Below are 19228 nucleotides of genomic sequence, written 5' to 3' on the forward strand. Positions count from 1 at the left end.
GAAAAGTAAATCCTAATATATTAAAAGATCGTGAGAAGATCCCTACTCAAAATCTTCCCACGATCTTTTATGTACATCATTTTCTTATCTACATTAACTTTCTCACAATAACTAATGCTTCCCCACCAGCTCCACGCACACGATCTCCGGATAGTTAAACAACCTCGCAGGTATCACGCTGTTGCCAAGGCCTCGGCTGACTATCATCTCTGTGCCGTCCATATAGTATTCACCTGCTGTATATTCTGGAAGAAATCCCTGATCCGGAGCCACTATCCCTCCGACAAACGGCAGTCTGAACTGTCCGCCATGGGCATGTCCGGAAAGCACGAGATCAACACCGGTGTCGGCATACCTGACAAGGTATTGTGGCTCATGTGCAAGAACGACCGTGAGCTCTTTTTCCCCAGAGTCTTCATTATCAGCGGTCTCTTCCTTCTGTTCAGCTTGATCATTCCTAATACTTTCGTCACTAAGCAACGCCTCCAGTGTTCCATCCGCAAGACTTTTATCGTCCAGCCCAACCAGCCTAAACTTTGCATCACCCATGGATATCTCCACAACCTGATCATCCAGAATAACCACCCCGGCACCTATAAGCCCATCCATAAGCTCGTCATATTCAGATTTCTCAAGCCAATATTCATGATTGCCTGTGACATAGTATACCGGACATATTTTCACGATCTCATCCACAAATTGGACTGCGCGGTCTACATTTGTGTGATTTGAGTCCACAAGATCTCCGGTCAGGACGATCATATCAGGTTCACATTCTCTTATCCTGCCCACCAGTTTCTGGTTATTCTTGCCAAACTTTGCATTGTGCAGATCCGATATCTGGACTATGCGATATCCCTCAAGATCTGCGTCAAGCTGCTCTGCCGCATATGTATAATGTGTGGTTTCAAGGTGTTTGTTCTGAAAATTGCAGAACAATATTATGACAATAACTATGCTCAGAGTAATTGCCAATTTTATATATTTCTGCTTTTTCGTATTTCTACTTTTTTGTTTTTTAGATTTTCCTTTCATTCGCAGCCCCACTTTTATAATGCCATGATCTTCTCATCTCTTATTCGACCTCCGCCAGATCTTTCTCTCCTGTGCCTCCTTTATCAGCATGTCCCGGAAATCAGGATGGGCTATGGATATCAGAGCCTCCGCTCTCTCCCATGTGGATCGTCCTTCAAGGTTTATCACACCGTACTCTGTCGCAAGAAAGTACACCTGACTTCTCGGCGAGGTGATGATATCTCCGTTGAACTGCGGTTTTACCCTGGAATGCTTCACCCCATTCCTGTCGGTGTGTGTGGAACTCATGCAAATAAACGCCTTGCCGCCACGGGAGCCCGAGGCTCCGATCAGGAAATCGAGCTGTCCGCCGGTTCCGCTGATCTGGCGTGAACCACTGCTCTCTGCCGCAACCTGTCCGTACAGATCCACAGCCACACAGCTGTTTATGGACACCATGTTGTCTATCTGCGATATGACATATGGCCTGTTCACATACTCAAGTGGATATGCGGCGATTCCCGGATTGTCGTCCAGCCACTCATACAGCTCATTTGAACCGATGGCACAGCCAAATACGCCTTTTCCTCGGTCTATGTTCTTGTATTTATTTGTCAGCTTGCCCGCCTTGTACAGGGCTAGATATGCATCCGAGCAGAGCTCCGTGTGCATGGCAAGATCCTTGAGATCCGACTGAGCCAGCATCTCACCCACCGCATTTGGCATTCCCCCGATACCGAGCTGCAGTGTTGAACCATCTACTATGTATGGAATGAGCAGCTCCGCTATCTTCCGGTCAACCTCCCGCGGTGCCTGTGTTTTCACATCAGCAAATGGCTCGTGCTCCCCCTCTACGATCATATCCACATCCGATATGTGAATACACTCGTCATATCCACCGCGTATCTTAGGCATGTGCTCATTCACCTCAACTATCACGATGTCCGCCTTCCTGGCAATAGGGGCAGCTACACCGGTATTCACCGAGAAGTTAAAATAGCCATGCTTGTCCATAGGTCCCACCGACACCATGACCACATTCACATGGAGGAAATACTCATAATAAGCCGCATTGTTGTGGAACACCATCGGTATATAATAGCATTTGCCCTCATCGCACAGCTTTCTCTCGTACTGCGAACAGTGCCAGCTATGATACACAAAATGCTCCTGACTGTCATCGCACTCTGCAACCTCTATAGGCCCAGCCATCAGATTGCCCCTGATCTTCACATCGTGCAGCTCATCTCTCCGCTTTGCCAGTGCTCTGTCAAGTAGCACAGGTTTTCCAAGGGACGATGTGTAATCGACCCAGTCTCCATCCTTGACACACTCCACCGCAGCCTCCGGTGTACGCAGCTTTTCTCTATACATTTGCTGAAAATCGAACATATAAATCCCCCTTTATTAAATAACGTTTCACCGCTTGTCCTCCCTCAACAGCCTCAATCACTATTATCAAATAAATCAAATGCCATTTCAACATTTTTAGAGATATTCTGTGTAAATATCAATGAAAAAGTTTACCAACATTTACAATATTCCAGCCAAAATAGTCATAATATTTTTCCACTTTCACTGGAACAATGCTCATTTACATCTAATTGCAAAACGCAAAAAAGCCCCCCGCATACCTGCACCTTGCAGATACACGGAGGGCTCTACGAATATTAGTCATCTGTTATTAAGTAATTACACATTTCTTACATTATTCGATTGCGATATAATTACTCTTCTCTACTTTCTTCTGCTCTTCCTTCTTAGGAATCGACAGTTTCAGTACGCCATGTTCATACTTTGCATGAATGTCTTCCTGGGTAACTCCCTCACCGACATAGAAGCTTCTGCTCATGCTGCCGGCATAACGCTCACGCCTGATATACTTGCCGCTCTTCTTGTCCTTTTCGTCCTTATCCAGACCCTTTGCAGCCTCAATTGTCAGGTAACCATCAGCAAGCTGAACCTTTACTTCATCTTTCTTGAATCCTGGGAGATCCATATCTACTTCGTATGAATCGTCTGTCTCACGGACATCGGTCTTCATCATGTTCTTTGCATGCTTGCCATACAGAGCACGCTCGGTAGGTGCTAACGCTTTACTGAACTCCTTGTCAAAATCCCTTCCAAATGGGAAATAGTCATTCATCCAATCATCAAATAAATCTTCTCCAAAAATACTAGGTAACATAAGTCATTTCTCCTTTCAATCTCAAACAAGTGTCGGAAATTGTGGTTTCTTATGAAACCCCAAGGCACTTAGACTTTTTGTTTACTGTTACTTTCAAAATAATTGTCAAGATAAACTTTCGGGATTCTTTCTCTTCTTTCTTATCCCTTTCCTTATCTTTGACTATGTTATACACCTAGTTGTTAGCATTGTCAATAGGTGAGTGCTAATTCTTTTGTGAAGATTTTGTGTCCTATTCCTGTAATAGCCAATCCGCTATTCTGGCACAGTTTCCAGACCTGTTTTGTTATCATAATAAGATTCAACCAGAGCGCAGTCCATGATCAAAACGTAGAATACATTTCCATAATAACGGTTTTCCACTATTCTTCCGTGATCAAGAACAGGAAGATATGTTCCATCTTTTTTTGCAAAATGGAACCTTACATAGTCATTATTTCCACTGGTCTTTGCATCAATCTGTTTCCAGATGCTGGTCTCAACAGAATCCCGTTCGTCTGGATGGACCAGGTTTCTGAATCTATGATCTGTGTAATCAAGAAAATCATCAAAATCCCTGCAGCCAGCAAATTCTATCAGTTCACGATTTGCAAATAAAATATTATCATTTTCAGGATCAGCTATATATATAAGGAAAGCTCCCGGAAGATTCTTTGATACATCCTGAAGTGCAAATCCAAGCTGGCTTCTGTGCTGCATCTTATAAGCTCCTCGATAAGGACTGCAATTATTCTTTCCATGAAGTTTTACCGCGTAAAGTGCCATATCCGCGCATCTGATAAGCTCCGAAACATCTTCACAATCTTTTGGATATTCTGCATACCCAAGAGAAATGTAAAATGGATGCTCCCCACCATTATATGTTATATGCCGTGGCTGAAGAGTAAATTGTTCTATTTTCTTTCTTGCCTCTTCCTCTGTTGTGTCAACCAGAATGGCGGAGAACTCATCACCGCCATTTCTGCAAATAATAGAATTATCATTGAAATAGCTCTGCATGTCCTGTGCAAGACTTTTCAGTGCGGCATCTCCAACTACATGACCATACATATCATTTATAAATTTAAAATCATCAATATCCATCTGTATACCCACGCAATGAATATGAAGATCGCCCTGCATAACCTTTTTGAGCTGTTCGTCAAACCCCTTACGATTCAAGAGTCCGGTCAGCGGATCTGTTATCGCCATTTTTTTTAATGTATCTCGATGTCTCTCAATCACAAGGATGACCACCGTTAATCCAGTTAAGAGCAAAATAACACATATTCCCAAAAACAGCTGCGGAAATACATTCCACCCATGACTCCAGCCATCAGCAGGCATTATCTCAAAATCAAATAGACTGCCGCAAAATTCAAACTCAAATGTAATCGGATTCTTCATAATATTGCCGGATGATGATACTATCTCTGTATCATCAGACAAAGGGGAAACTGTCTTTGTCAGGGAGTAATCATAACCGAATTTTGTGAGTGCCTGAATTGATTCTGTAAATATCTCCGGAACACGTATAATTACTATGGTAAATCCCCAAAATACTGGAGAGCCATCTGCCCCCTCCAGATATACAGGATTTCTAATCGCAATGCCCTGCCCCCCCTGTTTTAAATCAAAAGGACCCTGCATCGTGACTATATTTTTATCTCTTCCATAGCGGCATATCTCTCCACGACTTTCATCATGCATCAAATCTATCTTTCCAGCTTCATTCCCTGCCTCCGGATATATATCTGTGACAACACCGTCAGGCGCAATCTGTATGCTCTGAATAAAATCTGCCATCAGATCCCGAGCAACTTTTTGAAAATTGTCAATTTTCCCATTTTCGCTGATTGCTATCTCTTCAAGTGTATCTGTAATTGCAACTCCACGGTTCATGTCATTCTGTAGTCGTTCTGCATATGTTGTGGCATTAAGCGCTGTGACATTCCGTACCTGTTTATAATTTGATCTATATGAATGATATAAAACTACTGTCAAAACCAGACAGCCAACCAGAAAAATGAGAACCGGCAACATAAGCTTTTTGTTATGGTTTTTACGCGAATTCATAGTATGTCATCTCTCCTTATTTTGGATGCTATTTACAAGTTCTCTACAAATTGCACATATTTTATCGCATTCATTCATTTTTGACAAGTCAGCATTCAGGGATGTTTTTTTAGAGGAATAGTATTATAATACAGAAACGAAAAGAGGTAATCGCTATGCAGATAAGTATAATTTTGCTCGGAAAGCTTATTAACTTTTTTATTATGATCCTGCTTGGTTTTATTCTTGTCAACAAAAATATCTTAAAATCATCTGACAGCCGGATATTATCTATCATCGTGGTATACCTGGTGATGCCCTGCGCCATAATCGGTTCATTTGAGATCGATTTTACAAAAGAAAAACTGCAGGGACTGTTATTTTCCGCTGTCATTGCGGTCATTATACATGTTCTGCTGTTGATTTTTATAAATATCGGAAGGAAATTTTGGCACTGGACCCCAGTTGAATGTGCAACCGTCATGTATTCCAACTCGGGAAATATGATTATCCCACTTGTAAGTGCTATTCTGGGTTCCGACTATGTACTGTATTCATGCGCATTTATGTCTGTACAACTGATATTTCTCTGGACACACTGCAGCACAATGCTCTCCGAAAAGCCACACCTGGAATGGAAAAAGATAATATCCAATATAAATGTATTAGCCATAATAGCAGGTCTCCTGCTATTTTTCTGCAAGATAAAACTGCCAGCCGTCATCCTTGCACCGATAAATGACATCGGGAATATGCTTGCACCTCTAAGCATGATAGTAACTGGTATGCTGATGGCTGATTCGCCGATTCTGGCCAGCCTGAAGAATGCAAAACTATACCTTTTCTCTGCCATCAGACTCGTTATCTGGCCTACTATTTTGCTGCTTATAATGTGTGTAAGTCATGTATACGAATTTATTCCAGACGGAAGAACCTTACTACTCATAGTATACCTTGCCTCCATCACGCCATCAGCTTCAACAATCACCCAGATGGTTCAGGTATATAACAAAGATGCAACATACTCCAGTCTTTTAAATGTATTTACTACTTTGTTCTGTATCATAACCATGCCTTTGGCTGTCATATTATTTTCATGGCTGATACTTTAATGGGGACGTTTCTTTTGTCATGAGGATTGTCCCTGGAACAGACAAGCAAAAGAGCCCCCCGCATACCTGCACCTTGCAGATACACGGAGGGCTCTACGAATATTAGTCATCTGTTATTAAGTAATCTCGCATTTCTTACATTATTCGATTGCGATGTAATTACTCTTCTCTACTTTCTTCTGCTCTTCCTTCTTAGGAATCGACAGTTTCAGTACGCCATGTTCATACTTTGCATGAATGTCTTCCTGAGTAACTCCTTCACCGACATAGAAACTTCTGCTCATGCTGCCGGCATAACGCTCACGTCTGATATATTTGCCGCTCTTCTTGTCCTTCTCATCCTTATCCAGACCCTTTGCAGCCTCAATTGTCAGGTAACCATCAGCAAGCTGAACCTTTACTTCATCTTTCTTGAATCCTGGGAGATCCATATCTACTTCATATGAATCATCTGTCTCACGGACATCGGTCTTCATCATGTTCTTTGCATGCTTACCATACAGCGCACGCTCGGTAGGTGCTAACGCTTTACTAAACTCCTTGTCAAAATCCCTTCCAAATGGGAAATAGTCATTCATCCAATCATCAAATAAATCTTCTCCAAAAATACTAGGTAACATAAGTCATTTCTCCTTTCAATCTCAAACAAGTGTCGGAAATTGTGGTTTCTTATGAAACCCCAAGGCACTTAGACTTTTTGTTTACTGTTACTTTCAAAATAATTATCAAGATAAACTTTCGGGATTCTTTCTCTTCTTTCTAATCCCTTTCCTTATCTTTGACTATGTTATACACCCAGTTGTTAGCACTGTCAAGAGGTGAGTGCTAACTTTTTGTGAAAAATGTGTGAATACTTGACTTTTCAAGCACATAGAATATTGTTTTTGGCTTATTTACATACGATTTACATATTTTTAAACACTATTACATAATTCAAGGGAGAATGTATTTACCCATTCCCCCTCATTTTACTTTGTAGCAACTTCATATAACTATTATACTGCCATCATGCTCTCCAGCTTTTCAAGCTCATTCTGTATTCTGTCATCATTAACATGGTTATATACGTCCATTGTAATTGATATATCACTATGCCCCATAATTCTTTGTAATACCTTTATATCAATTCCAGCTTCTGCCATTCTTGTACAGCCTGTATGTCTGAATGTATGCGCTGATATATGTGGTAATAATACTGGCTGTCTATTGTCCGATTCAGCCATCATTGTCTCACGCTTATTATATGCTTCAACAACGTTTTTCATTGCATTGTTAAAACCGTTCGGAGCAATAGGCTTTCCGCTTTTTGTTGTAAATATAAATTTGCTATAACCATCAACTGTATAATCCCTTGGTGTTCCCATGAACATTTTATATTGTCTCTGATCTGCCAAAGCATTATATATATCATTTGTCATCGGAATTTCTCTATGTCCTGATTCTGATTTAGTATCTGTTATCATAAATTTAGTTTTACCATCTGGAGCTTTTTTGTAAATAAGCTGATGATCTATAAATATCTTTTTATTCTTCATATCAACATCATCCCATGTAATACCTATAACCTCACCAATTCGGCATGCTGTGCCTATCATATACTTTATCATAGGCACATACGAATTATAAATATTGCTATTCTCCATAAAGTCTAACAATATTCTCTGTTCCTCACGTGTCAATGCTTCCTTAACCTTTGCACCGCCTTTATATGGCTTTATACACTCTTTTTTCACTGGATTTTTACGAATCATATCGTCATCTAATGCTAAATTAAAGCAAGAAACAAGGATCGTATGAAAAAACTTTATTGTACTGTTTGATAACCCCTTGTCTTTCAACTCTTTGTAAAATTTCATAATGTGTGAGGTCTTTATATTTTTTATCTCAGCATTTCCCAGCTCAGAATCACGCAAGTTACAATTCCACATACCTATATAATTGTTCTTTGATGTTTTCTTTAAACTTCCGCTATCCTTTAGGCTTATATACAGATCAAATAACTGGTTTAATGTCATCTTTGAGGCTGTTCCATTTATACCATCTTCCAAATCTCTTATTATCTGCTTTTCCTTTTTTCTCAGTTCTGATAAATCCCAGTCATATACAACTTTTGCATGTCCTAAAGTGTCCTTGTACTGAAAATAATAACGTCCATTTGATCTCTGTCCCTCACCTTTTAACAGATTCCTGCCCTTGCTGTCTTTTCTCTTTTCTGCCATAATATTGCCATCCTTTCTAATTGCTAGAATGCCGATACTATGATAGAATATTTCACAGTACGGACATTCGTACTATATGTATTTGGGTTAGTCATCGCTTTGGTCGGGGGTGGCTAACCTTTTTATTTACCTAAAAGCAAATTCAACGCTTTTCTAATCGCCTCACCTTTACTGATTCCATTATCTTCACAATACCGTTCCAATTGTTTTGATAATTCATCATCAAGACGAATACTAAAGCGTATATCTTTTGGTCGGTCTGCTTTAGGTCTACCAACTTTTCTATTTTGTGACACCTCAACTTCACTTCCTTTCTATTTATGTCACACTTTAATTATAATATATGTGTGACATAAATACAATAAAAATGTTTATTATAATTGATAGTAAGTGCTAATATTTTCAGATTTTCCTTATAAATCAACGATTTTCAGCACATTACATGCCGACTTATATCACAATTACATATTTTTTACATGTTTCTACTCAAATTTGCTTTGATAATATCCCCTATGTACTTTTTGTCCTATCCTATATTTACTATCTTTGATTTTTTAACGCTATTTTGCAAATTATAAGCAAGACATACAAATATATGCACAACACCTATAAAATGCAAAACAGCGTTAAATTTCATTGTTAGTTGTGAGAAAATCAACTATATAAGTGATGGCGTAGCTGTGCTCATTTCTTCAAGCCTTTTCGCTCTCTCTGAATGATACTCAGCAAGCAGATCACTTTCTGCGCCACTCTTGCTTGATATATTATCAAGGTTATAGAATAACATTGTGTCGCTAACTGAACCGCTTTCAACCTCATTTGCCAGCGTCTCAAAATATCCTACAGGTGGCACAAAGTGAGCGTTTCCGTTTATGTCAACTTCGCTTCCACTAAAAAGCATTGAATCAATCGGTGTGGACTTTACTCCAGCTTCGTTTAACTTCTGTCTAAGATATAACAGGCTGGTTTCTGAACCCCTGTATTTTTCAGCAACGTTGGAAATCATGTTATTGCTCAGCATTCCACCTCTTGCCATAGTTGATAAAAAATCAATCTGCTGTGCAAGCTCTGAACTTGGTTCAAAAGCACTGCATACAGTACCAGCTATATCTCGGATAGAATCTGCCATCTCTCTGCGGAGAGTTGCTTCTTTTGCTTCACACTCTGCAACTAGATTATCAAGTTCTTCCTGTCGTGCTTCACGAGTATAGGTTCTCACGCTATAATCGGAATTGACTTCCTTTTTCTTGTCCTCTATCTGTTGGTGTAGTTTCTGAATATCTTTGTGTCTCTTTATAATTCCATTGATACTGTTTGATATGTTCTTCTGATTTTCCATAATTTTCATCCTTTCTTTGATTAAAATAAAATAACTACAAGTTCTAAAACTGAAATTGTTAAAGTAATGATCGTTGCAACTCGCCAAACTCTACAACTTCTTTTTGCTTGGCGCAAAACGTCTACGGCTGATCTTTCCATGTGCATACTCCTTTCTTCAAAATTAAAATAAAAGCATAAAGTTTACTTTACTATTCTTGACTTTTCAGCATTTCTTCAAGGTTCTGTATTCGGCTTATAATGTCCGCCTGCTCTCGATTTTTCAGTGATAAATCAAGCAGGGTTTGACTTGCTCGAACCCTAATTCCTGCACTAACTTCTTTATCATCAAGAATATTGATAAGTGTATCAAGTGCCTTAAAATTAGCGTCCTCTAGTTTATTTGAAATAACTTGAAACTGGTTATCTCTTGCAACTTGTAACTTTTCTCTAAAATCTGGCTTTCGCAGTCTGCTATAAACCGATTGTTCACTCAATCCAACTTCAGCACTTGCCTGCTTGATTGTTGCAGAAAATAAAAGCGCTGAAATTAGTTGATTATCCGTTACTCTCAATCTATATCACTTCCTTTCAATGATTCAGGCGGGGCAGATGAAACTGCTAAATCTTCATCACAAGGAATATCATCAATTATTAAAATTCCACTCTGAATATTTTCAATATCAACCTCAATATCTGTGTTTGATTTGTAATACTTCCCATTTCTAAAATCTAAAATTTGAAGTTGTGGAACTCTTTTTGACACCTCATTTTGAAGATACCTTAATCGGTTATGGTAATTCTTCAATTTAATCAACTCCTTATCTGTGCTATATAATCACTAGATATTAGTTATATAATTATTACATATAGTCTCTGAACACTTTTTATCATCATCAAACCATTGAATTTACTAGACTTTTTGTATTTTTTTGTTATAACTTTTCTAAGTAAAATTCAATCATTTTCAAAGGGACTTATATCACCATATTCATAATAAAAATTTGGTTCGCTTTGGCTTCTGACATACGCAACAGGCATACAACAAAAATTATGATTTTCCTTATTACTATTTCTCCAATATCTCCCTTGCTTTAGTCCCTTTTTTTGCTGACGTATATTTTCCTTATCAACTATTTTTTTTACAAGACTATATAGTCCTTGCGCTTCCACATTCAATGAAATATATCCATGAATATGTTTTTTTGTACTTTTTCCAATTACTCGTTGTCTTGGTCGACCCCTTGAGCCGTTTTTTTGCTGAACCTTGCAACAATTCTTTCCATCGTGACAACTTAATCCCAGCACAAATGCAACCCCTTTGTATTTCTCATTTTTCTGAACACTATAAATCATACGAGCATATAAATTTCTAAATTGCTTACTTGCCTGTTCCATATCGTCCATGCAATCAAATACAAAGCCATATACATTGTAATTCTCAACCAATTTATAAGTGTTTTCATATTTGTCCACATCTTTCCAATTGATTTTCATTTACTCACCTTATTACAAGTTCTGCTTTCCCATTAGTCGCATCCGATATTTCATTAAAAAACTCTCTAGCCTCTTTTCTTGTAAAATTGATTAGTTCAAAGCTTGGCTTTCCATCTTTTTCCTCTGGAACTATAATTGCATGCCCGGCAAGCGCATACTTGATTGCCTGGCTAATGCTACAATCAACAGTTGCTATGAAGATCTTTTTCAATTTTTACACTTCCTTTCTACTCCGTTGAAATGCCATCAAGGTACCTTTGAATCTTTGAAACATTCCACAAAACACGCCGTCCTACTTCTATTCGTGCTTTTGCACTCACGCCAATTTCTATTGCTGTAGGTCGACCACAATCCAAAACACCTTGTAAGCGTTCAGTCGTTATTGCAAGTCTATCCTTACATTCTATAAACTGATCTTGTTTTGTTGACCTCATCACATCACCCCTGTATTGAATATCCTTTTCTTTCACACCATTTTAGAAAATCTGCCTTTGACATTACATAACTTTTCAACCCTTTCTTTTTTAAGGTTGGAAAATCATCACTGTGCAAATAGTTATAAATTGTTGCTGAACAACACCCTAACAATTCTTGAGCTTGTTTAACAGTTATATATTCATCCATAAGGCTCCCTCCTTTCTAAAATTTGTACAAAAAAAGCGAGTATAACATAATAGACTGATAGAATAACTTTGGTTACATCCAAAAATTTTCCATCAAAATCCATTATGTTATACTCGCTCAGCTCACTTTATATTGTGTCTCAAATTTTTTCCCTAGAGGTTTATGTCAGATGATATGCATTAAATCTTCTATGCATACCCGTTGTTTTAAGTGCCTCAACTTCACTTTCTAGGTTGCCTGCGTGCTTTTCATTGTACAAACTTTATAATTTATTAGTATTATACATATTATTATTAAATTGTCAACAACACATATAACTTTTTTACAACATCCTTTTACTATCTCTTTTGAATACATATTTTTTACATATTTTTTTATGCATTAGACAACATCAGACAAAATATACTATCCATAATATTTCTGCCGTCACCCTTGATTTTACTAGCTTTTTAGCACTTTTACACATCAGACAAAACCAGACAAAATCTGAATAGTTCTTACAAGAGGTGAGTGCTAATTATTTTGTGAAGATTTTGTGTCCACTCCCAGCCTCAAAGTGGTATTTGGCAATTCCAAGATCTATCTTCGTGCAGATTCCTCTCGGAGCTTTCGCTGTCACCATCTCATCTTTCAGCTCAAACATGAACTTCTGCTGGTTCACCGCTGTCGGTGCCAGACACACCGCCTCCATCCCCTTCGTGAACCAGTCTGTCTCCACATCTGCACTGCTGATTTCTGATATATCTTTGCTCTTGTGTGCAACACCCTGATTCTCACCATACCCAAGGGCAATCACTATCAGCAGTTTCTGTCCTTTGCCTATGACTGCCCTGGTCTTACCATGTGACATTGCAACCCAGCATGTGTTAAGTCCAAGTTCCTGACATCCAAGCACCAGCTTTTCACCGTAGTAGCCGGCCTTTTCCTGGTCGTTCTTCGCGCCAACTATCGCTATATAATTAGAAACATTTGTGAATTTGCCGTAATGCGCCATAAACGAATCAAAACAGTTCGGCTCATCGTAGACCGCCTGCATACTCAGTCCGCTCTCAGAATTTATCTCAGAGATAAGCCTGTCTATCTCCGCACGTTTCTCCTGCTCGATTGGCTTATCCTTATATTGCCGCACACTGTGCCTCTCCTTCATCAACTGTAACATATCCATGCATTTTCCCTCGCTCTCATTCTGATATCTACGCCGAGTATAGTCCATCAAACTTAAATTGAGATTTCATGTATTCCAAGGGATTTAATAATTGTTATATTTTATTATCAAATATCTCTGAATCCCTTGAAAACACTAAGTTTGTCGCAGGTGATCTTTCCCTTAGACTTTCCCTTATGTTATATCTTCCCATATGGATTTATGAACCCTGATAAGGGAAAATACAAGGAAAAGAAAATCCTCTAAAACAGTATAACACAAAATAAAAACGACATGGTGAACTGATTGAAATGCTTCTGATTTTTGTAACAAATGATTGATTGAATGATAAGGAGATTTGATACGATGAGAACAATATTTGCAGAATACAATCCACAACGCAACAGCATTGATGTTTATACTTCTGCTGGCTATATGCTCCGCATTGACTGCTGGGAAGCAGAAAAGAATTTAAAAACAACACCCAGATTAGATTGTGCATTAAATGCACTTGCTATTGATGAACCACTTGAATATGCAAGACTATACCTTGATGGAACTATGCAGATGTGGGTTGATGCCGAAGATTCATTTTATTTATGATGATTATACTGTCACTCCTAGTGTCTCCAGAGAGTGACAGTTTCATTGTCATTTTGAGCTCGTCTTTTTTAAGACAAGCCTCGTATATTTATTTGTAAGCTGCGTTCGCTTCTTCTTGAGTGATTTTCCCAGTTTTAACAGCATCAGAAATTGCTTCGTCTAATTTAGTATAAACAGTAGTTGTCACAACTCCGAAGCCGCTGACGAACAGCAGAGCGATCCACAGCCACTCATACTGTTGTCGCCGGTCTGCGGATTCTGAACATCATCCGAAGGCTTGGTGGTATCGTCAGACTTGGTAGGAGCGGCAGGTTTGGTTGCCTTCTGACCTTCTTCGATAGTCTGAGTCGTTACTGCAGAGCCACCGGCAGAATCAAAGGTTACGGTATAGTTTTTATTTCTTTGTTGTAACAGTCTTAGCTTTTGACCAGCCTGAATAAATCCTTATGGATTTGCCGTTAATCTTAACTGTCTTATAGGTGCGAACTCTTACATAATACTTTTTCTTGCCCGAAAGCTTTGAAATTTTCTTTGATACTGTTGTATTCTTGCCTACTGTTACGGTCTTAGCCTTGCTGAATTTACTTGAGGCACTGTACTGTACCTGATAGCCTGTTGTCTGTGTAGCCTGCTTCTTCCACTTTACTGTAAACTTCTTTGAACCTGCTTTAAGTGAGGAAATACTTGTTGCCTTTGGCTTGATTGTGAAATAAAGCGTCTTTGTTCCGCTGTATTTACCCTTAAAGGTAATCTTTACTGCGTACTTGCCAACATACTTTCTGCCTTTTGCATAAGACACAGTATAGTCAGTATTCTTAACAAGTGTCTTTCCTGTTCTGTCCTTAACAATAACCTTAGGTGTTATAACCTTTCCGTTATATGTTAATGATGTTGCTTTAAGCTTTATGCTTGATGCCTTTGGAATTACTGTCGTTGAAAGAGTTTTCTTACATACCGAACAGTAATTTACTATCTTGCCGTTTGCTGTTGGGGTTGCCTTTGTTACGGTTTGCTTTGTGGTGTGGGCAATCTTAGCAATATTGCCCCAAGATGCAAGGTCGGTTATTTCCTTTGTACCGAGTACATCTTCATAGAACTTGCCACAACCTTCGCACTTGTAGTATGCTTCCTTACCGCCATCTGTGCAGGTGGCAGCTTTCGCAGCAACCAAAGTCAGATTGTGAGTGTGTTCTTCGTTTTTATTTTTGTAATAATATGTAACAACCGTTCCGTCCGAAACAATAGGCTTATTCAAGCCGTCAACCTTTATAAATTCATAATCATAAAGTGTTTTTGCCGGTGTTAAATCAAGCTTTGTGCCGTATGGCACGGTAAATGTTCCGCCGGCAGTGTTTGGAATTTCAGAGCCGTCCTCAAATTTATACTGAATTGAAACGGTTGTGTAGCGCTGTGTTTCCGTATTGTCGTCTGCAAGCACATTTCCGTTTTCATCGAGCACCTGAAATGCCACGGTATCGCCGCTCTTAAGCTGTGCATCAGACGGAATTTGATAAATAAGCGAGCAACTCTTTAAGCCTGAATTAAAGTCGCTTTTGATGTGATCCAAAGCACCGAGCGGCCAGAAATTTGCCTTATCATTCCAAACAGGAATGTCAAAGGTTTGTACTGTTTGAAGCGGATTCCCCGATGAATCGGTCGCAACGCTTCCGTCGGAGTGCTTAATCCACATTTTGAATTTTAATTGTCGTGCATTTTTATCTGAAATGTTTTGAATAACAGTTCTAAGCTCGATTTTTTTACCGTTCATATTAGTATTAAATCTGCTTTTGCTGTTGCCGCTCAAAAGTCGGTCATTGCGATTATATGTGTAATTATAATATGAACTTGTTTCAAGGTCGGTAAAATCAGACGGCTTTGAATAAGCGCCCGTATATTCCTTAACCTCGGGAGTTGCAACATAAAGGTCTACATCCTTAACAAGCTGAGACATTCGCTTGAAGCCCTGCAAACGGCAAACCTCACAGAATTGATAGTTTGTGTCTCTCATTATGCACTCATAACTTGAAACAAGCATTTTTGAGCCGTAAGCATTGCGGCAGGTATATGTGTTTCTAAAACCTAAAAGCTGTCGCCATTTTATCTTTTCCGGGTCTTCAACCGAGGAAAGATTGAGTGATTTAAGTTCCTTATCGTCAAGCAAATATCCGTTACTGTATTCATCACCGAGACCGAGCAAACCGTGTCCAAACTCGTGTGCAAAAGTTTTTGACGCACGATAACTGTCTGATGGCGAAATGAAATAATGGAAGCCGTATTCACGGTTATTATAAGCACCGCCGAAATCTGATTTTGTGTTTACAACCATAGCGAACTGAGCAATATAATCGTGAACATAATAATAAGGCTCATATTCCGAACCGGACGGAATTGTGTTTGGATCACACTTTTTTTTGATATGAGCATCGTGAATTTTCTCGATAAATTCAGGACCGATACATCTCTCAAAAATATGATTTTTCCACTGACTTCCGTGGAGATTATTAGAAATAACAGGCGAATTATATTTGTCGACTATAACATCAAAGAAGGTGCTTCCACCATTGTCAAAAGTCGATTCGGAAGCTGTGCAAAGAGCGTAAACATTGAATCTGTCGGCATAACTGCGATACGGTTCATATTTCATAGCGTCCTGCCAAAGTCGTTTGACATCATTGATGAATTTGCCCTGCTGACTTTTTGTGTATCCCTCGCCGCAAACGACAACAACCATATTTTCCGTGTCGCTGCGTGTTTTTTGGATGGTATAAACAGGGATGGTAGGATTAGAATATTTTCCGTCATTTGAATACCACGGGCCGAGGGTGAGCTGAATGCTTTGCTCGGTACTGACATTCCAATCGGGATTTGCGTCCTCGGCAGGTTCCGAAATTGTATAATCATCCTCTTGCTTATTTGGAGCAGAGCCGATATAAGGACTGCTTTGTGAGCCGCTGCCGGAAGTTGTAACAAAATATTCGGAATCGAGATAAAATGCAGGTCTTACGCCCAAATCGGAATACCACGGAGCATAACGACCGACCTGACCCGATGAACTGATATAACGCATATCGTGATTGCAATCGGTAACAGGAGTGCGAAGCCAATAAGGCCAAGCCATACCGTCATTATTATACGCAACATAATAACCTTTGAGATTTTTCCACACGGCATTAGCCTGCTTTACATCAAGAAGAAAAACCTTTTCGGTTGTAGTTTCAAAATATGAACTGTCGTAGTTTGCCACCGCTTCCGAAATATCGGTGTAGTATAACAAATCCGAATTTGCGTCTCCATCAACTATGCCCTTGTTGTATTCGGGATGAGAAACGAGAGAACGCTGGGTAACGGTTTTCATTGCCGCAATTTCAGATTTTGAAAAAGCGTTGAGAAAACCCGCTTTTTCGTTGTACGCTCCCACACCGCTTACATATCCGTCTTTCGGAGGGTTGCCGCAAAGCCAATCGACTTTGCCTTCAGCTGCGGTCGAATTTAACCAAGAACGCATATTGCTGTCTTTCCAATAGTTAGAACCGTAATCATCACGCTTATAGCTTCTGCTGTGTGATTTTGAATTGCTGTTGTCATTTGTTTTGGCATCATATGCAAGGGTGTCAACAATTTTGTCTGCAAGCATAAGCGGTCCGTTATTGTCAATGCTTACACATCGCCAAAGAATTGAGGCATTGTTATACGCGCCCATTTTAACATAGTCGCCAACTTTAATATCGGGCTTTGATGCCGCCTGAATGGTCATCGGCCAAACGGAGATTGCCATGCACAATGCCAAGAATATTGCGGTTATTTTTTTCGTCATTAAGGAACCTCCTTTATAAGCTATATATTTGCTTTTATTGTATTGTAAGGTGTTATATGTGTCAATGAAAATCCACCTTATTCCGTGAAACTTACCATAGTGTTACATTCCTTTTTTTCAGCAATAATACCTGCTGGAAACTGATTTTCGCAATACATTTTATTTCACCCACTAGGTTAAACAAAATTTTGTTTTTTTACTGTATCATCATGCATTATCCTGTATAATGAAAGTATCAAAAGATAGGCGGAGGCAGTGCAATGAAGAAAATACACATTGAATTCAGCGATGAGCGGCTCATTACTCCCAGTGGTCTGGTATTCGTAGGGCAAATACTTGGAAAAAGCAGTTTTGTTAAAAAAATCAACCGTGCTCCAATTTCAAAAGATTATCTGCAGAAACAGATAAAAAATGGAGACGTGCTCCTCACCTATATTGGTATGCTCTGTCAGGGAAAACCCCAGTATGAGGCTGTCCGTGAAATGATGGATGACCCTGACTACTACAAATACGCATTAGGCATCTCCTATGCGATTCCTTCCGCCGAAACACTCCGTCAGCGTTTTGACATGATCGGGGATTCCCTGCGCAAAGACATCCAGCAGGCAAATGTCGACATGCTGCGTGAAATGCACATAGAGCCGACAGCCCTGGATAACGGCTTTGTTCCTGTCGATATTGATGTAACCCCCTTTGACAATTCGAAATCCAATAAGGAAGGCGTATCCCGTACCTACAAGGGTTTTGACGGATATGCACCAATTATGGCATATATCGGCACAGAAGGATACCTCGTCAATCTTGAACTGCGGATTGGGAAACAGCACTGCCAGAAAGAAACTCCTGATTTCCTGAGAGAGACCATTGAACTGTGCAGACAGCTGACGGAAAAACCACTGCTCATCCGGCTGGAATCCGTCAGGGAATGCTGCCAGAATATCCAGCATCCACGTGATGGGAAAACTGTTTATATCGGACAGACCTTCCGGAATGTGACATATTCCCTTTCTGATAACGAGGAGAAAACTGTCGGAATACGCACAATTTATGAGATCACGGAAAGAACCATTGACCGATATGGGCAGTATTTTATCGTACCCGATATAGAACTGGGCACATACTGGACAAACTCTTCCCTGCCAGACGATACAGTCATTGATCTTTACCATGCCCACGGAGAAAGTGAGCAGTATCACAGTGAAATCAAGACGGACATGGATGTTGGAAGACTCCCGTCGGGAAAGTTTGAGAGCAACAAACTGGTGCTGGAGCTGACAATGATCGCATATAATATCCTTCGAATCATAGGGCAGAAATCGCTGAAAAAGAAGGATGCTCCCGGCCGGAAGAAAATACATCGCCGAAGAATACGTACGGTGATCAGTAATCTTATGCAGTTTGCGGGACATCTGACAGAACATGCCGGCCGTCTGGTGCTGTCCATTGGAAGGAGTAATCGCTGGAGATTTACTTTCAAGCGTCTTTATGACAGCTTTGCATTCATCACCTGACAACAGGTAGCTGAATATGGCAATGGCAGCTGCACACAAATGGTGCAGTCTTTTTTTGAACGCAAAATTATGCAGCATTTTCAAAATTTAGTATACAATAACAAATATGGCAAACATTTCCTGTGTGCCTTTTCATTTTGAAACAAGGTTC

General features: G+C 39.6%; 19 protein-coding genes. 3 read left to right on the forward strand and 16 right to left on the reverse strand.

Features of this window, described 5'->3' with window-relative positions; genetic code table 11:
* Positions 1-111: 111 nt before the first annotated feature.
* The 4 genes from ABUA31_RS05325 to ABUA31_RS05340 all read right to left on the reverse strand — a co-directional run bounded on the left by ABUA31_RS05325 (position 112) and on the right by ABUA31_RS05340 (position 5257).
* The gene (locus ABUA31_RS05325; protein ID WP_349818910.1) at positions 112-975 is read right to left on the reverse strand and encodes a metallophosphoesterase; all 864 of its coding nucleotides are present in this window, start codon (positions 973-975) and stop codon (positions 112-114) included.
* 93 nt (positions 976-1068) lie between these two features.
* Positions 1069-2406, reverse strand: coding sequence for an acetyl-CoA hydrolase/transferase family protein (locus ABUA31_RS05330; protein WP_117874900.1), 1338 nt, complete (start codon positions 2404-2406; stop codon positions 1069-1071).
* Positions 2407-2722: 316 nt separating this feature from the next.
* On the reverse strand, positions 2723-3202 hold the full coding sequence (locus ABUA31_RS05335) for an Hsp20/alpha crystallin family protein (protein WP_022216070.1): 480 nt from the start codon (positions 3200-3202) through the stop codon (positions 2723-2725).
* Between the two features lie 255 nt (positions 3203-3457).
* On the reverse strand, positions 3458-5257 hold the full coding sequence (locus ABUA31_RS05340; RefSeq protein WP_055223577.1) for a diguanylate cyclase domain-containing protein: 1800 nt from the start codon (positions 5255-5257) through the stop codon (positions 3458-3460).
* Positions 5258-5412: 155 nt separating this feature from the next.
* Here ABUA31_RS05340 and ABUA31_RS05345 point away from each other — a divergent pair, with 155 nt between their 5' ends.
* The gene (locus ABUA31_RS05345; RefSeq protein ID WP_004849828.1) at positions 5413-6348 is read left to right on the forward strand and encodes an AEC family transporter; all 936 of its coding nucleotides are present in this window, start codon (positions 5413-5415) and stop codon (positions 6346-6348) included.
* 140 nt (positions 6349-6488) lie between these two features.
* Here the strand turns inward: ABUA31_RS05345 and ABUA31_RS05350 are convergent, their stop codons facing one another.
* The 10 genes from ABUA31_RS05350 to ABUA31_RS05395 form a co-directional block, all read right to left on the reverse strand.
* The gene (locus ABUA31_RS05350; RefSeq protein ID WP_022216070.1) at positions 6489-6968 is read right to left on the reverse strand and encodes an Hsp20/alpha crystallin family protein; all 480 of its coding nucleotides are present in this window, start codon (positions 6966-6968) and stop codon (positions 6489-6491) included.
* Between the two features lie 375 nt (positions 6969-7343).
* Positions 7344-8567 (reverse strand): site-specific integrase, encoded by a 1224-nt coding sequence (locus ABUA31_RS05355; RefSeq protein WP_349818911.1) that lies wholly within the window; start codon positions 8565-8567, stop codon positions 7344-7346.
* 122 nt (positions 8568-8689) lie between these two features.
* Positions 8690-8863, reverse strand: coding sequence for a ribbon-helix-helix domain-containing protein (locus ABUA31_RS05360; protein WP_349818912.1), 174 nt, complete (start codon positions 8861-8863; stop codon positions 8690-8692).
* Between the two features lie 362 nt (positions 8864-9225).
* Complete coding sequence (locus ABUA31_RS05365; RefSeq protein WP_349818913.1) at positions 9226-9906, reverse strand: hypothetical protein; 681 nt, start codon at positions 9904-9906, stop codon at positions 9226-9228.
* A gap of 190 nt (positions 9907-10096) precedes the next feature.
* The gene (locus ABUA31_RS05370) at positions 10097-10459 is read right to left on the reverse strand and encodes a hypothetical protein (protein WP_349818914.1); all 363 of its coding nucleotides are present in this window, start codon (positions 10457-10459) and stop codon (positions 10097-10099) included.
* The gene (locus ABUA31_RS05375; RefSeq protein WP_349818915.1) at positions 10456-10692 is read right to left on the reverse strand and encodes a hypothetical protein; all 237 of its coding nucleotides are present in this window, start codon (positions 10690-10692) and stop codon (positions 10456-10458) included. Before ABUA31_RS05375 ends, ABUA31_RS05370 begins: the two co-directional genes overlap by 4 nt.
* A gap of 149 nt (positions 10693-10841) precedes the next feature.
* On the reverse strand, positions 10842-11381 hold the full coding sequence (locus ABUA31_RS05380) for a hypothetical protein (protein WP_349818916.1): 540 nt from the start codon (positions 11379-11381) through the stop codon (positions 10842-10844).
* 4 nt (positions 11382-11385) lie between these two features.
* The gene (locus tag ABUA31_RS05385) at positions 11386-11592 is read right to left on the reverse strand and encodes a hypothetical protein (RefSeq protein ID WP_349818917.1); all 207 of its coding nucleotides are present in this window, start codon (positions 11590-11592) and stop codon (positions 11386-11388) included.
* 227 nt (positions 11593-11819) lie between these two features.
* Entirely contained in the window at positions 11820-12005 is a 186-nt protein-coding gene (locus ABUA31_RS05390) for a helix-turn-helix transcriptional regulator (RefSeq protein WP_349818918.1), read from the reverse strand.
* A 517-nt stretch (positions 12006-12522) separates the two neighbouring features.
* Positions 12523-13218, reverse strand: coding sequence for a nitroreductase family protein (locus ABUA31_RS05395; RefSeq protein WP_330423968.1), 696 nt, complete (start codon positions 13216-13218; stop codon positions 12523-12525).
* Positions 13219-13515: 297 nt separating this feature from the next.
* Here ABUA31_RS05395 and ABUA31_RS05400 point away from each other — a divergent pair, with 297 nt between their 5' ends.
* Positions 13516-13752 (forward strand): DUF6061 family protein, encoded by a 237-nt coding sequence (locus ABUA31_RS05400; protein WP_044945660.1) that lies wholly within the window; start codon positions 13516-13518, stop codon positions 13750-13752.
* 183 nt (positions 13753-13935) lie between these two features.
* On the opposite strand, the gene ABUA31_RS05405 is transcribed toward ABUA31_RS05400, so the two are convergent.
* Together ABUA31_RS05405 and ABUA31_RS05410 are read right to left on the reverse strand one after the other, a co-directional pair.
* Positions 13936-14190, reverse strand: a complete 255-nt coding sequence (locus tag ABUA31_RS05405) for an InlB B-repeat-containing protein (RefSeq protein WP_082241386.1) — start codon at positions 14188-14190, stop codon at positions 13936-13938.
* Positions 14147-17566 carry a M64 family metallopeptidase gene (locus tag ABUA31_RS05410; RefSeq protein ID WP_349818919.1) on the reverse strand — a complete coding sequence of 1140 codons (3420 nt, stop codon included), beginning with the start codon at positions 17564-17566 and terminating at the stop codon, positions 14147-14149. The genes ABUA31_RS05405 and ABUA31_RS05410 overlap by 44 nt, the downstream gene beginning before the upstream one ends.
* A 260-nt stretch (positions 17567-17826) precedes the next feature.
* Between ABUA31_RS05410 and ABUA31_RS05415 the strand changes: the two genes are divergently transcribed.
* Entirely contained in the window at positions 17827-19077 is a 1251-nt protein-coding gene (locus ABUA31_RS05415; RefSeq protein ID WP_349818920.1) for a transposase, read from the forward strand.
* Positions 19078-19228 lie beyond the last annotated feature (151 nt).

The sequence above is a fragment of the Coprococcus sp. RTP31081st1_H1_RTP31081_211007 genome (genome assembly GCF_040227275.1).
GTDB lineage: Bacteria > Bacillota > Clostridia > Lachnospirales > Lachnospiraceae > Coprococcus > Coprococcus aceti.

Bases quoted from the DNA above. Each gene is read 5' to 3' on its own strand.
- ABUA31_RS05330 (WP_117874900.1), bottom strand. From the start codon at position 2,406: ATGTTCGATTTTCAGCAAATGTATAGAGAAAAGCTGCGTACACCGGAG.
- ABUA31_RS05335 (WP_022216070.1), bottom strand. From the start codon at position 3,202: ATGTTACCTAGTATTTTTGGAGAAGATTTATTTGATGATTGGATGAAT.
- ABUA31_RS05340 (WP_055223577.1), bottom strand. From the start codon at position 5,257: ATGAATTCGCGTAAAAACCATAACAAAAAGCTTATGTTGCCGGTTCTC.
- ABUA31_RS05345 (WP_004849828.1), top strand. From the start codon at position 5,413: ATGCAGATAAGTATAATTTTGCTCGGAAAGCTTATTAACTTTTTTATT.
- ABUA31_RS05350 (WP_022216070.1), bottom strand. From the start codon at position 6,968: ATGTTACCTAGTATTTTTGGAGAAGATTTATTTGATGATTGGATGAAT.
- ABUA31_RS05355 (WP_349818911.1), bottom strand. From the start codon at position 8,567: ATGGCAGAAAAGAGAAAAGACAGCAAGGGCAGGAATCTGTTAAAAGGT.
- ABUA31_RS05365 (WP_349818913.1), bottom strand. From the start codon at position 9,906: ATGGAAAATCAGAAGAACATATCAAACAGTATCAATGGAATTATAAAG.
- ABUA31_RS05380 (WP_349818916.1), bottom strand. From the start codon at position 11,381: ATGAAAATCAATTGGAAAGATGTGGACAAATATGAAAACACTTATAAA.
- ABUA31_RS05390 (WP_349818918.1), bottom strand. From the start codon at position 12,005: ATGGATGAATATATAACTGTTAAACAAGCTCAAGAATTGTTAGGGTGT.
- ABUA31_RS05395 (WP_330423968.1), bottom strand. From the start codon at position 13,218: ATGGACTATACTCGGCGTAGATATCAGAATGAGAGCGAGGGAAAATGC.
- ABUA31_RS05400 (WP_044945660.1), top strand. From the start codon at position 13,516: ATGAGAACAATATTTGCAGAATACAATCCACAACGCAACAGCATTGAT.
- ABUA31_RS05410 (WP_349818919.1), bottom strand. From the start codon at position 17,566: ATGACGAAAAAAATAACCGCAATATTCTTGGCATTGTGCATGGCAATC.
- ABUA31_RS05415 (WP_349818920.1), top strand. From the start codon at position 17,827: ATGAAGAAAATACACATTGAATTCAGCGATGAGCGGCTCATTACTCCC.